The following is a 14,368-nucleotide window of genomic DNA, read 5'->3' on the forward strand; positions in this document are numbered from 1 at the left end:
CGTCTCCCATACGGCACTTGCATTACGGAACAATGTTCCGTAATGTTATGGATCAACGTTCCGATATCAGTATCGCAGAGCGCACTCAGAGAGAGGAACTCACCATGCATCCGTCTTCGCCCGACGGCCGGGACCGCGTCGCCGACGCCGGTTCCCCCGTCGTCTCCGTCGCCCCCGTCCAGTTGTCCGCACCCGGCCGCGCCCGGCCGCTGGAGGTGCGGGTGTCCGCGCCGGCATCGGGCGCCGCCCTCCCCGTGGTGCTCTTCTCGCACGGCAACGGCTGGCACCTCGACGGATACCAGCCGCTGGTCTCCCGGTGGGCTGCGCACGGCTTCGTGGTGATCCAGCCGACCCACCTCGACTCGCGTCGGTACGGGATCGGGCTGGACCACCCGGCCTTCCCCACGATCTGGACGGAGAGGATCGCGGATCTGAGGCGGACTCTCGACCAGCTCGATGTCATCGAGGCGGCGGCCCCTGGCCTGGCCGGGAGGATCGACCGGACGCGGGTCGCCGTCGCGGGCCACTCCTGGGGTGCGCAGACCGCGCAGACCCTGCTCGGAGCGCGCGTTCTCGACGAGTCCGGAAACCCGGGAGCGGACATGTCCGATGATCGCGTCGCGGCGGGCATCCTCTTCTCCGCGACCGGTGTCGCCGGCGACGACCTGGTGCCGTTCGCGCAGCAGCACTTCCCGTTCATGCGCCCGTCCTTCGCGGAGCTGACGACTCCGACCCTCGTCGTCGCCGGCGACCGTGACCAGTCGCAGCTGTCCCGGCGCGGACCGGACTGGTTCACGGATGCCTACCATCACAGCCCCGGCGCCACCGATCTGCTGACTCTCCACGGGGCGGAGCACTCACTCGGCGGGATCGTCGGGTACGAGGTGGCCGAGACCACGGACGAGAGCCCGGAGCGCGTCGCCGTCATCCAGGACGCCAGCACCGCCTACCTGCGCGCCGCACTGCGGGGTGAGGAGGAGGCGTGGCAGGCGGCCACGGAGAGGATCCGCCGCCATTCGAACGCCATCGCTCGCGTCGACAGCAGGTGATGCCTCCGCGCATCCGTCGTGCGGAGAGACGGTGACGCGGACTGCTCCGCCGGGAATCGCGCAGAACGCGGCGCCGTCCGCCGACATGCGACATCCGGGGCCACCGGGCCTCTCGCGCTGGTACTTTGCTGTTGGCGTCCATCCCCGCTCCACCGATCCTGCGCCGGTTCGCCGACCAGAGCACCACCGAGGAGTGCTGATATGGGTTCGCAGAGGTTCCCGGTCGCCGTGATGTCCCCTCTCCGTCCCGGGAGGGCACGTCGTCAGCGATGGATCGCCGGTGGTGCTGCCGTGGTGCTCTCGCTCGTCGGTCTGGCCGCGGGGTCGACCCCGGCGGGTGCGGTGGAGGTGCCGGACTTCTCCCTGTCGGTGAGTTCGGGACCGACGACCGGCGGCACGGAGACGGTGGTGACGCCACCGCCGGACGTGACCTTCACGAGCGTGTCCGCCGGTGGCGACTACTCGCTGGCCGTGGGGTCGAACGGCCGGATCTATTCGTGGGGCTACAACGCCGACGGTGAGCTCGGCCGCAGTGGTTCAGGCATCCGACAGTTGACTCCCGGAGAAGTGGAGTTCTCCGCGAGTGCGACCTTCACACGGGCATCCGCGGGCTATACGCATTCAGTGGCGGATCTACTCCTGGGGCTACAACGGCTTCGGCGAGATCGGCGACGGGTCGAACGTCACTCGGGCGGAGCCTGTGGAGGTGGCGCTCCCCGGCGGTGTGGCGGTCACGGGCGTGTCCGCCGGCGACCACCACTCGCTGGCACTGGGGGCGGACGAGGCGACGTACGCGTGGGGCTCCGGAGGGTTCGGCGCGCTCGGCACCGGTGAGATCTCGTCCCCCTCATCGCCTGTTCAGGTGCTCTCACTCGACGTGTCCGTGACGTCGGTGCTCTTCGGGGAGGATCCGGGAGTCGGCCTGGTTCGGACAGGCGGTGTGTGGACGGTGATTGCTCCACCGCACTCGGCGGGAGCGGTGGACGTGGTGCTGGGGTGGACGCTCGGGGGCGTCGCACAGTCTCCTCTGACTCTGTCCGACGGGTTCGCGTTCCTCGATCCCGTGACGGTGCCCGGCGTTCCGGGTGATGTGGTGGCTGTCCCCGGTGATGGTGAGGCGGCGCTCTCGTGGATGGCGCCCGGTGACGACGGCGGTGCCGCGATCACGGGGTATCAGGTCGAGTGCTCCACCGATGGCGGTGCGACGTGGATGCCGTTCGCGGATGCCGTGTCGGAATCGGCAGCCGTGACGGTGACGGGCCTGGAGAACGGCACGGCATATGTGTTCCGGGTGCGTGCGGTGAACTCGGTGGGTGCGGGCGTCTGGAGCGGAGCATCCGCTCCGATCACGCCGTCCGCCGCTCCCGTCCCGACGGAGCCGCCATCCGGTGATGGCGAACTGGCGGGCACCGGGGGCGCCGGGTCCCCGTGGCTGCCGATGGCGGGCGGGGCCCTGCTGCTCGGCGGCATCCTGCTCCTCGGCGTGCTCTCCCGCAGGAACCACGTCCGGTAGCAGGTGGGTTACTCTTCGGCGGCTGCGGGGGGGAGTCCAGCGGCGACATAGCGATCGACCATGGCGCCCCAGGGCAGAACTCCGACCCGATCGGCCCAGTTCTGCCATTGCTGGGCGAGGCGCTCGCAGACCTCCGGATGGCTGCCGGCGAGGTCATGCGTCTCGGCACGATCCGCGTGGAGATCGTAGAGCTCCCACACGCCGGGATAGGCGCGGACCAGCTTCCACTTGCCCACACGGATCGCCGAGTTGCCGATGTGCTCCCAGTACAGGGGCACGGCATCGAGCTCGGCGCCGGTCAGTGCCGGCAGCAGGGAGCGTCCCTCTGTCTCATGGGCGGGGAGACCGGCAGCGTCGAGGATCGTCGGTACGATATCGACGAGCTGAGCCGGCAGGTCCACGATCGCGCCCGGTTCGAGCCCGCCCGCCGGCCAATGCATGATGAGCGGCGTGGAGATACCGCCCTCATGCACCCACCGCTTGTAACGGCGGAATGGGGTGTTCGAGAGGTTCGCCCACGCTACGCCATAGCTGGAATACGTGTCTTCGGGGCCCGGCACGATCTCGGGAGTGTTGCCGAACGACACCGGTCTGCCGTCGCGGGTCCCTTCGCGCAGCACGCGATCCTTCTTCACGAACGTCGCATCGTCACCGATCGGAAGCTCCTCGGCGGACGCACCGTTGTCCGAGAGGAAGAGCACGATGGTGTTGTCAAGAGCATCTTGCCGCGTGAGTTCACCGAGTATCTCGCCGACCGCACGGTCGAGTGCGACCACCTGGGCGGCATATGCCTCCATCCGCGTGAGCTGCCACTCCGCATCGTCGACGTTCGCCCAGGCGGGCTGGGTGGGATCCCGCTCGGTGAGCGTGGTGACCACGGGGAGGATGCCGCTTCCGCGCAGTGCGTCGAGCCGTCGTTCTCGCAAGGCGTCCCACCCGTCGTCGAAGAGTCCGCGCACGGCTGCGATGTCTTCGGGGCGGGCGTGCAGCGGCCAGTGGGGCGCAGTGAAGGCTGCGTACAGGAAGAACGGATCGGTCGAGTCCTCGCGAGCGGCCAGCCATTTCGTGGCCTCAGCACCGATCGCATCGGTGTAGTAGAACTCCTCGTCGTCGAGGGCGTCGCTTGCGGGGCTCTCTCCGCGGGTCAGCGTCTGCGGCGAGTAATAGCTGGAGCAGCCTGCCAGCGTCCCGAAGAAGTCGCCGAACCCTTTTCGCGTCGGCCATGACGCGTTCGGCGTGTGGGGGTCGGCGGCGAGATGCCATTTGCCGAACAGTGCGGAGTCCCAGCCCGCCGCTGAGAGTGTCTCGGCGACGGTAGGGACATCGGGATTCAGGTTGCCCGGGTATCCAGCGGGGAGGTCGGGACGGGTGAGGACGCCGATTCCAGTCTGGTGCGGATGCAGTCCGGTGAGCAGTGATGCACGGGACGGACTGCACCGGGCGGTGTTGTAGAACTGTGAGAGCCGGACTCCGCCGTGCGCCAAGCTGTCGAGATTCGGCGTGGGGATCTCGCCGCCGTAGCAACCGAGATCCGAGAAGCCCATATCATCGGCGACGATGAGCAGGATGCTCGGTTTCACGCAACCTCCTTCATTAATTGATGAGTGTAACTATATACCTTACCCCGTGGAAAGCACGAGTTTGCGCAAGGATGGCAGATAGTGGCTCACACAGATTTCCGCACCAATGACCGGCGCTCGCTGGCGATATCCGATGATCTCCGGCGGGGGAACATCGCCGCGATCGCGCGCGCATTGCTGCTTGAGGGACCGCTTGCCCGCGCTGAACTGGCGCAGAAGCTCTCACTGACGCGCGCCACCGTGACGCGTGCCGCCGCGCAGCTGATCGATGTCGGGTTGGTTCGCGAAGGTGAGGCACGGCGAGCGACGAGCGGACGCCCCATGGTTCCGCTGGAACTGGATGGATCTCGACGCGTCGTGATCGCCGTGCATCTGGGGGCCGTCGAGTTGCGGGCGGGGATCATCGACATCGAGGGGCGCATCATCACCCATGACGTCCTGCGATATGAAGGAACTTCACCCGCCGCCGTCTCGATGCTCGTGCGGCGTGCGGTCGCCGGGCTGACGGAGGGCATGTCCCCGCAGATGACGATCCTCGGAATGGGGGCCACGATCGGAGGGTGGGTCGATCCGCACAGTCAGACGATCATCCGCTTCGATCCACTCGGTTGGCGCGACGTGAACTTCGTCGATGCGATTCCTGATCTCGGCTATCCGCGCTGGTTCGACCAGATCGTTCGAGGCATCGCGGTCGCCGAGAGCCTCTTCGGCGTCGCACGAGGGCATCAGGACTTCGTCGTTCTCTGGTCGGGGCACATTCTCGGCTCGGCGTCAGTGTGGGGCGGTAGCGTGCAACGCGGTGTTCGCGGTGGTGCAGGCATGATCGATCACCTTCCCACCGGTAGGGATCATCCGTCGTGCGTGTGCGGACAGTCTGGATGCCTCGGCATGGTTGCGACCGACCAGGCGATTCTGGACGCGGCGCGAGCGGGGGGTATACCGAACGGCGGTGTGGACTCGCTGCGCAGTCTCTTTCGCGAGTCGGGTGAGGATGCGCGACTGTCCGCGCTGATTCGTGAACGTGCTGCTGATTTCGGACGGGCCGCGCGGGTGATCGCGCAGCTGCGAGCACCCGAGTTGTTCGTCATCGCAGGTCTGATCACGACGCACTCCGAGTATGAACGAGAGTTCCGCCGCGCACTTCATACCGGTGCAGGAGTGGCTGCCGACGTGGAGGTCCGCCGCTCGGAATTCGGCGGGCTCGCAACGATCGAAGCCAGCGCCGCTCTCGTGATCGATGACTACTATCGCGATCCGATGGCCTTCGAAGCATCGTCGGTCTGACATCGCGCGGCGTACCTCGTGCGACGCGATCGTGCAGCTCTCCTCGAGGCCGTCGTCACGGGGAGAAGGAGGACTTCCCACGCGCGGACAAAAGCTGTCGGCAAATAGTCGTTGACTTAATTGTCGCATGTAACTAATCTTTCTCCGAGATGCGCGGCACGTGGCGGGGTGAGGGAGCCCAGCCGAAAGCGATGGACCGCAATCGGAGGAAGGTCGGAGCATGTCTCTTCGAAAGCACGCGCGCGGCGCGGCGATCACAGCGGTCACGATTCTCACCGCTGCGGCATCCGTGACATTCGGTCTGTCGTCGGCGGCGATGGCGGCTGATGACGCGACGACGTACTACATCGACTGTTCGGCCGAGGGCGATGGCAACGGCTCAGAAGCGTCGCCGTTCACGTCGTTGGACCAGATCAATGCGATCATGCTGACAGCAGGCGATAGAGCATTGTTCCGCCGAGGGGCCACCTGCAACGGAGAGTTCGCCCCTCAAGGCGGCGGTTCACAGGCGGCTCCGGTCGTGATCGCCGATTACGGCGATGCGGCGACGCGCGCGGTCATCGACGCGGACGGCGCGGAGAACGGCGTGCTGCTGAAGAACAACAGCTTTCTGCATCTGACCGACCTCGAGGTCGTGGCTCCGGGGGACAACATCCAGAAGCGCAGGGGGGTCGCCATCACGGGCGAGGACGGCGGTGCGCTGAAGGGGATCCGCGTTGAAGGCATGTACATCCACGACGTACGAGGCACACTCCCGGCGGTTGCCGATCCCGGCTCTGTCGGAAGTTTCAAGGGCAAGACCGACACCGCGACCGGAGGCATCATCGTCGATGCCGAGGGAGACAAGACGCCGACGTGGTTCGAGGGACTTCAGATCCTCAACAACCGCATCGAAGATGTGGACCGGCAGGGCATCTATTTCTGGTCGAATTGGTGTCAGCGGCCGATGCTCAATCGCTGGGGCAACTTCTGCGATCAGCCTTGGGCGCCGAGCACGGACGTCTTGGTGGCGGGCAATGAACTCCGCAGTATCGGCGGAGACGGGCTCGTCCTCCACAACGTGGATGGTGGCGTGGTCGAGCACAACACGCTCGACGGCTTCAACCGCCGGTCCAAGTCGAACAATGCCGGGCTGTGGACGGCGAACGCCGACAACGTGACGTTCCAGTACAACCGCGTGATGAACGGGCTGAGCACGTACGACACACAAGCGTTCGACATCGACCACGCGACGAACGACATCACCATTCGCTACAACTTCTCTCGTGACAACGAGGGAGGATTTCTGCTCCTGTGTCCGGACAACAGTGGAACGATCAACGCGAGGGTCCACGACAACATCTCGGTGAACGAGGGCGCCCGTGTCGTTCAGAACGGGTGCGGCGGACCGGTCAAGGACGCGCAGATCTACAACAACACGATCTACTCCGACTCGACGGCTCAGCAGTTCTGGCTGGGCAGTGGGACCAATGCGACGGTCGATGTGTTCAACAACCTCATCGTCGCCGAGGGCGAGGGCAGGATCACGTACGGCGTGCCGACCGGCGTGAACGTGCATGACAACCTTTTCCAAGGGGTCGACATCGGGGACGCCGAGTCCGACAACATCGTCACCGATGACGCTGCCCTCAGCGACCCGCGCAGCTACGAGCCAGACGGATACCGGTTGCTCTCCGATAGTCCGGCGATCGGTGCGGGCATCCCGCGGCCGGAGGAGGGGACGACGGACTTCTTCGATACGCCCGCTCCCGGAGGCGATGCGGAACCGGTCAACATCGGCGCTTATCAGGGTGACGGGTTCCCGGCCCCCGACAGCGTGGAATGCACCGCGAGACTGCGTGCGGAGGGCGGCACAGTGGTGGATGGCATCGCCGCTTTCACACTCACATCGACGAATCCCTGTGCGCACGATGTGCCTGGTGGGCCTGTCACGGTCAGCGTCTCTCCGGACTTCGAGATCGTCGGGGTCCCCGGTCTGCCCGAGGTGCCGTCGGGCGAGTCCGCGAAGACGGAGGTGCGGATAGCCGTCCCCGCGGAGACTGCGTCGGGGAGATATCCTGTGGCCTTCTCGCAGGACGGAGTGCGTCCCGTGACCGGTGTGATCACCGTGCCACAGAGGTATTCCGAGATCGCCGCGGAGGACTTCGACGATGTCATCGAGGGAGACGTCCCTGTGGGATGGACGCGGACGGACGCGAACGGCTCGGGTGTCGCCGACCTTGACGGTGACCGTTCCCTGAGGATCGAACGAATCGAATCCACCACGAATGTCGCTCGTTGGGACTTCGGGGAGGATGAGTCGCCGGACCGTGTCGCCTTCGCAGTGCGCGCCGCACAGACCGACAGCGCACTCGGGGTGCACCTGCTCGATGCGGACGGTGGTGCTGTGGCGAGGATCTCGCTCGCCGATATCGGCGTGTGGTCGTATTCGGACAATGCGTACTTCACCGACACCGATGAGTCGTATGCTGCGGACACCTGGTACGACGTGGTCATCGAGCGCAGCGGCGACAGGTTCACGGTGGCCGTGGATGGAGAGCTGCTCGGTACCGGCGCCGTGGGCAGCGTGAAGCCGATCGCTGCGCTGCGGGTTCAGGTTCCCAGCAGTGCGCGCAATGATGGTTCCTTCGCCGTCGACGACATCGTGCTCGAGCAGGAGTCGGAGGGCGGTCTTGTGCCGGCCGATCCGAAGCCGGCCGACACGGTGAAGACGGAGCCCGTTGAGCGCGAAGCGGCGGATGCGGGGGAGTCCGCAAGCGAGGGTCCTTCGATCGTTCCGCAACGCCCGGCCGTGGTCGAAGCGGGGAACAGCGCGGCGTTCGAGGTTCGTGGGTTCCGCGCGAATGAGCCGGTGACGGTCACCGTCGGTGAGAGCTCCGGTACGGCGTACACGGATGAGTCGGGACGCACCGTCGTCGCCGTGCCGCTCGGAGAGCGCACGGTCATCTCGGATGCCGAGGTCCGTGCCGAACAGGATCGTTTGGGTGACGGGATCCTGGTCGGATGGCCGTCGGACACCGACGAGGAGCAGAACGGCGGCGGATCATCGCCGTCGGGGCAGCCGACTGCATCGGTGGGTGCGGATGACGGGGCCCCCGCCGCGACGGTGTCCTTCGGATCGGATGAACTCGCGGAGACCGGGCAGGAGCTTCCCTGGGCGCCCGTCGGCGCGGCCGTGATTCTGCTGGCGCTCGCTGCCGGCCTGATGGTGAGGAGGCGTCGCTTGCATTAGTTGCTGGTAGTAATTATTATGACAAGAGTCAAGACGGTTTATCGACGAAGGAGTCACAGGTGAAAGACAATCGCCGCCGAACGGCAGCTCTCGCAATAGCAACCTTGACCGCTGTGCTCCTGGCAGGGTGCGCCTCGGCAGTGGAGCAGGCCGAGTCATCGGGCGACGGTGAGGCCACGGACGGCGGGACGCTCACCATCGTCCAGTCGGCCGACATCTCGCCGAACACGATGTTCTCCCAGAACAATCCGAACATGAGTGTGGAGCGCGCGATCTTCAATTCGCTCGTGCAGTACGACCACAAGACGCTGGAGCCGTTGCCCGAGCTCGCGACGTCGTGGACGCTCTCCGACGACGGCACGCAGATCACTTTCGCCCTCCGCGACGATGTGACCTTCCATGACGGGCGGGCGTTCACCGCCGACGATGTCCTCGCGAGCATCGATACGCTTCTTCGTCCCGAAGTGCCCTCTCAGACCAAACACATCGCCGCGGAGATCACCGAGAAGAAGGCCGTCGACGATCACACGGTGCAGATCACGTTCGGCAAAGCGATGAGCAACTACATGGACCTGTTCCTCATGATGCCGATCATCGACGGCACCGATCCGGACGGAATGCTGTCGGGGAAGAACATGAACGGGACGGGCCCCTTCAAGGTCGAGTCCTATTCCCCCGGGCAAGGCGCCGATCTGGTCAAGAACGATGACTACTGGGTGAAGGGGGCCCCGCATCTCGACGGGGTGAGATTCACCGTGGTGCGGGACTCGCAGTCGATGCTCTCATCGCTGAAGGCCGGACAGAGTCAGCTCGCGCTGGATCTGTCTCCGCTGGATGCCGCCAGCATCGAGGACCAGCCCGGCTTCGATCTGGTGAGATCCGACGCGAACGACTCTGCGCAGTACATCGGATCCAGCGTGTCGGTGCCGGTCCTGAAAGACAAGCGGGTCCGGCAGGCGATCTCCTACGCCATCGACCGTGAACGCATCCTCGAACAGGTCGACGGCGGAATCGGGACGGTAACAGCTCTCCCCTGGGCGGAGAGCTCGCCGGCCTACGACGCAGACAAGGCGAACCACTTCGAGCGCGACATCGACAAGGCCAAGAGCCTGCTCAGCGAGGCGGGCGCCGATGGCGAGAGCGTGAAGATCTACTTCAATTCGGGCTTCCCCCCCTCGGCGGGTATGGCTGAAGTGATCGAATACGACCTCCAGGAAGCCGGCCTCAAGCCGGTGCTGATGCCGCTTCAAGCCAGCGACTTCACCTCTCGGCTGCAAGGGGCGAAGTTCGACGGCCTGTTCCTCGCCGGGCACGGCTTCGGGCAACTGCACCCAGCCACCCTGATCAAGGGCGCCTTCCCGTTCAATGCCGATAAGAACGCATCCGGCTTCGACAGCGACGAGTACCGGGCCTTGGCTGACAAGATCTGGCAGAGCAGCGGCGACATCGATCAGGCGACCTATGATCAGGTCAACGAATTCCTGCTCGACCAGCAGTTCGTCAGCGACTTGGTGCTCTCTACGCACACCTACGCGATCAGTGACTCGCTGAAGGGTCTGGACGAGACGATGCTCGACTACTTGATCCTGGACGAAGCGTACCTGCAGAAGTAGTAGGTGATCGCCGGCCGGTGGTGCGGGCTTCGGCGCGCACCACCGGGCTGTTCAGGGTATTCAGGGAGCTGTGATGCTGCGTTACATCCTTCGTCGCCTGCCGGCGACGATCGTCGTCCTTCTGATCTCGTCGGTCGCCATCTTCGTGATCATCCGTCTCGCACCGGGCGATCCGGCGACACTGGTCGCGGGGCCGGATGCCGACGACCAGACGATTGCCGCGATCCGTTCCGAACTCGGCCTCGACAAACCGCTGGTCGTGCAGTACTTGACCTGGCTCGGTGGCGTATTGACCGGGAACCTCGGTACCTCCTATCTTCTGCAGGCGCCGATCTCGGAACTCATAGGTCAGAGCCTCGGCAACACGATCATGCTGGCCACCGCTGCGACGATCATCGCTGTCATCGGTGGCGGCATCGTCGGCTACATCATGGGGACCACTCGTTCGTCGTTCCTCCGCACAGCGCTCTCCGGCGTCAATTCGCTCGGAATCGCGGTGCCCACGTACGTCACCGGTGTTCTGCTGGTCCTCGTCTTCGCCGTCACCTGGCGCATCCTGCCCCCCGGCGGCATGGGCCCCGGCCTGCGGGACTTCTCCCTGGGCTGGCAGTACCTGCTGATGCCGGCGATCGCTCTGAGCTTGCCGACCGCGGCCACACTGGCACGGTTCCTGGCGGCGTCGCTGCGGCAGACGCTCGGCCAGGACTTCGTTCAGACCGGCATCGCGAAGGGGCTTCGCAACCGCCGTCTGATCGGCGCGCACGTTCTTCCCAATTCTCTGCCTCCGGTGATCACCGTGCTCGGTCTGCAGATCGGTCAGATGCTCGGCGGTGCGATCATCATCGAGACCATCTTCGCGTGGCCGGGCATCGGGCAGCTTCTGCTGCAGGCGGTGAACGGCAACGACTACCTCCTCACGCAGGCGTTGCTCCTCATCGCCGTCGCCGTCTTCATCATCGTCCAACTGGTCAACGACGTCGTCGACGCGGCGATGGACCCGCGCATCCGATTGGAACTGAAATGACCGCCGTCACTGACACCGTCGCCATGGCAACCGCACCCGCGAAGCGCTCACGGCGTCGCTCGCTCCTGCGCGGGCTCCGCAGCCCTGAAGCGATCGTCGGGATCGTGATCATCGTGGTCGCGGCTGCGGTCGGCATCGCCGCGCCGCTTTTCACACCGTACTCACCGGTCGACCAGGGGCCGGATGCGTTTCTCCCGCCCGGTGCCGCACACCTGCTGGGAACCGATGAGTTCGGGCGTGACCTCATGACACGCGTGCTCTACGGAATTCGTCAGGATCTGATAGTCGGTGCGATCGCGGTACCGATCGGTGCCGTCATAGGGACGATCCTCGGTGCGGTGAGCACGATGCACAAAGTGCTCGACATGCTCGTCCAGCGCGCCTTCGACGTCTCCTTGGCCTTCACAGGCCTTGTGATGGGCGTGACGGTGGCCGCGCTCATCGGGCCAGGACTCGTTGCAGTGCTCGTGACGGTGTCATTGGTCAACATCCCGTTGTTCGGGCGGCTCTCACGCAACGCCATCCGGGGCCTTCGTTCGCGGGAGTACGTGCTGGCGGCGCGCATCGTCGGTGTGCTTCCGCTGCGCGTACTGTTCCGCCATGTCCTGCCCAATGCGCTCGATGCGCTGATCGTCCAGGCGGCGGTGAGCCTCTCGCTCGCTGTCTTCCTCGAAGGCGCGATGAGCTTCGTCGGCATTGGTGTCCGACCGCCCGAGCCGTCGTTGGGCTCGTTGCTTCGCACGAGCATCAGCTTTCTCGACCGTGCGCCGATGTACGCGATCGCTCCCATGATCGTCGTGACCGCACTCGTTCTCGCATTCAATCTGGTCGGGGATGGGTTGAACAAGGGACTGCTCAAGCGATGACTGAGATGAAATCCGTCGCCCCCGTGCTGCGTGTTCGGGATCTTCACACGACATTCGACACCGACGACGGGCCGGTTTCAGCGGTCCGCGGGGTCGACTTCGACATCGCACATGGAGAGGTCCTTGCTCTCGTCGGGGAGTCGGGTTCCGGCAAGTCCGTCACCGCGACGTCGATTCTGAACATGGTGCGCGCACCGGGACGCGTGGAGTCCGGGTCCGTGGAGTTCGACGGGACCGACTTCCTCTCGCTGTCGGATGCGGAGCAGCGGGAGATCCGTGGGCAGGGGATCGGCATGATCTTCCAGGATCCGATCGGCTCGTTGAATCCGCTGATGAAGGTGCGGGACCAGCTCGTCGAGACGATACGCGCGCACGGTTCGATCGGGCGGCGGGAGGCGGAGCGCCGCAGCATCCAACTGCTCGCCGACGTGGGCATCCCCGACCCTGAGGCTCGCATGGCCGATTATCCCCTGGCGTTCTCCGGCGGCATGTCGCAGCGCGTCATGATCGCGATGGCGCTCGCCAATCGGCCGAAGCTCATCATCGCCGACGAACCGACGACGGCACTGGATGTGACCATCCAAGCGCAGATCCTCGAGCTGCTGATCGAACTCGGCAGAGCGCAGGGGACGGCGGTGCTCCTGATCACCCACAACCTCGGGGTCGTGGCCAGGGCGTGCAATCGTGTTGCGGTCATGTATGCGGGCAAGATCGTCGAGACGGGACCGGTCGGTGAGGTGTTCGCCGCACCGCAGCATCCGTACACTCGTGATCTGCTCAGTGCGACGCCGTCGTTGGAGCGATCGAAGGGTTTGCCGCTCGTCGCGATCGACGGCCGGCCGCCGCTGTTGAGCAAGCCGCCGAAAGGGTGCGCCTATGCGGACCGTGATCCGCGCGCATTCGACCGCTGCTGGGTGGAAGATCCCGCGCTCGTGGGCGGAGATCGCAGACGGGCGTGCTGGCTGCCGTTGACGGACGGCACAGTGCCGCCTCGCGATGCAGCACCTGAACAGGTCGCTGAGTCTCGGAACGCAGCCGGGGGCGTGGTGCTCGATATCGAGGATGTGCGACGAACCTACCCGGTGGGTCCGAAGACGCTGTTCGGGAGGCAGAAGCAGACTCTGCATGCCGTCGACGGCGTGAGTTTCGCTGTTCGTCGTGGCGAGACGGTGGGGCTGATCGGTGAATCAGGATGCGGCAAGTCGACCCTCGGACGCCTCATCCTCGGTATCGAGGAACCGGTCGAAGGCGACATTCGCTTCGAAGGGCGGTCGATTCTGGGTATGCGAGGCGCACAGCGACGCGCATACAACCAGCAGGTTCAGCTGGTCTTCCAGAACCCCATGGGGGCGCTCAACCCCCGGATGACGGTGGGACAGTCCATTGCGGAAGCGCTGCGAAACGGCGTTCTCGATGCGGAGCAGCGCGCGGCACGGGTGGTGGAATTGCTCTCGCTCGTCGGGATGGATGCAGCAGCTGCGGAACGCTATCCACACGAGTTCTCCGGAGGCCAACGCCAACGCGTCGTGATAGCGAGAGCACTCGCGGTCGACCCGACGCTGATCGTGCTCGATGAGGCAGTGGCCGCGCTCGATGTCTCCCTTCAGGCGCAGGTGATCAATCTGCTGCGCCGGTTGCAGGAGCAGATTGGGCTGGCGTACGTGTTCATCGGACATGACCTGGCGACGGTGCGGTACATCTCAGACCGTATTCTGGTGATGTACCTGGGGGAGATCGTCGAGGAGGGCGATGCTGCGTCGCTGACTGCTTCGCCGTTGCATCCGTATACGGCGAGCCTCGTGTCGGCGGTGCCGGAGCCCGACCCGGACAGCGCGAAGAGCGTCGAACGGATCATTCTGCGCGGTGAGGTACCGACGCCGATCGATCCGCCGCAGGCCTGTCGATTCCATACCCGCTGTCCGATCGGTCCCCGATACCGAGAGGATCGCGGCATCTGCGCCACCGAGAAGCCGGTGCTCGAAGATGTGGGTGACGGGCGTCGGGTGGCCTGCCACTTCCCCGGGGAGCTGGTCTCCGCCGGGCGGACTGCGGATGCGGCAGATCTCGGGCCCGTTCGCGAGACCGGATCCAGGTATCGCAACGCATAGTGCAGAAGGGACAGGGAGCCGCGTCCGAGGAGTGCGGTTCGTGCACCGCGAAGGTGCACGAAGAACGTGTGCAGCGGTTGCTGCGCGAGCAGCTGCTCG

General features: G+C 65.4%; 10 protein-coding genes and 1 pseudogene. 9 read left to right on the top strand and 2 right to left on the bottom strand.

All coding sequences use genetic code 11. The features are described 5' to 3' along the window. The first annotated feature begins 104 nt into the window (after positions 1–104). A complete protein-coding gene (locus ABD770_RS06740; protein ID WP_344818760.1) occupies positions 105–1,049 on the top strand; it encodes an alpha/beta hydrolase family protein in 945 nt (314 codons plus the stop codon). A 263-nt stretch (positions 1,050–1,312) separates the two neighbouring features. Here ABD770_RS06740 and ABD770_RS06745 read toward each other — a convergent pair whose 3' ends face one another. Further along, the gene (locus ABD770_RS06745; protein ID WP_344818761.1) at positions 1,313–1,486 is read right to left on the bottom strand and encodes a hypothetical protein; all 174 of its coding nucleotides are present in this window, start codon (positions 1,484–1,486) and stop codon (positions 1,313–1,315) included. Between the two features lie 34 nt (positions 1,487–1,520). On the opposite strand from ABD770_RS06745, the pseudogene ABD770_RS14945 reads away from it, so the two are divergent. Further along, a pseudogene (locus ABD770_RS14945) lies at positions 1,521–1,619 on the top strand (hypothetical protein); the annotation flags it as partial. 13 nt (positions 1,620–1,632) lie between these two features. Continuing rightward, positions 1,633–2,562, top strand: a complete 930-nt coding sequence (locus tag ABD770_RS06750; RefSeq protein WP_344818762.1) for a fibronectin type III domain-containing protein — start codon at positions 1,633–1,635, stop codon at positions 2,560–2,562. Positions 2,563–2,570: 8 nt separating this feature from the next. On the opposite strand, the gene ABD770_RS06755 is transcribed toward ABD770_RS06750, so the two are convergent. Next, positions 2,571–4,142: an arylsulfatase gene (locus tag ABD770_RS06755; protein WP_344818763.1), complete on the bottom strand. Its 1,572-nt coding sequence runs from the start codon at positions 4,140–4,142 to the stop codon at positions 2,571–2,573. Between the two features lie 321 nt (positions 4,143–4,463). Between ABD770_RS06755 and ABD770_RS06760 the strand changes: the two genes are divergently transcribed. From ABD770_RS06760 to ABD770_RS06785, 6 genes are all read left to right on the top strand, one after another. Beyond that, entirely contained in the window at positions 4,464–5,426 is a 963-nt protein-coding gene (locus ABD770_RS06760; protein ID WP_344819877.1) for an ROK family protein, read from the top strand. A gap of 220 nt (positions 5,427–5,646) precedes the next feature. Beyond that, positions 5,647–8,658 carry a right-handed parallel beta-helix repeat-containing protein gene (locus tag ABD770_RS06765; RefSeq protein ID WP_344818764.1) on the top strand — a complete coding sequence of 1,004 codons (3,012 nt, stop codon included), beginning with the start codon at positions 5,647–5,649 and terminating at the stop codon, positions 8,656–8,658. A 59-nt stretch (positions 8,659–8,717) separates the two neighbouring features. After that, entirely contained in the window at positions 8,718–10,271 is a 1,554-nt protein-coding gene (locus ABD770_RS06770; protein WP_344818765.1) for an ABC transporter substrate-binding protein, read from the top strand. A gap of 73 nt (positions 10,272–10,344) precedes the next feature. After that, a complete protein-coding gene (locus ABD770_RS06775) occupies positions 10,345–11,295 on the top strand; it encodes an ABC transporter permease (RefSeq protein ID WP_344818766.1) in 951 nt (316 codons plus the stop codon). Between the two features lie 104 nt (positions 11,296–11,399). Then, a complete protein-coding gene (locus ABD770_RS06780; RefSeq protein ID WP_425562743.1) occupies positions 11,400–12,161 on the top strand; it encodes an ABC transporter permease in 762 nt (253 codons plus the stop codon). A 5-nt stretch (positions 12,162–12,166) separates the two neighbouring features. Then, positions 12,167–14,269: an ABC transporter ATP-binding protein gene (locus ABD770_RS06785; protein WP_344819880.1), complete on the top strand. Its 2,103-nt coding sequence runs from the start codon at positions 12,167–12,169 to the stop codon at positions 14,267–14,269. Positions 14,270–14,368 lie beyond the last annotated feature (99 nt).

This window comes from Microbacterium soli (assembly GCF_039539005.1).
GTDB lineage: Bacteria > Actinomycetota > Actinomycetes > Actinomycetales > Microbacteriaceae > Microbacterium > Microbacterium soli.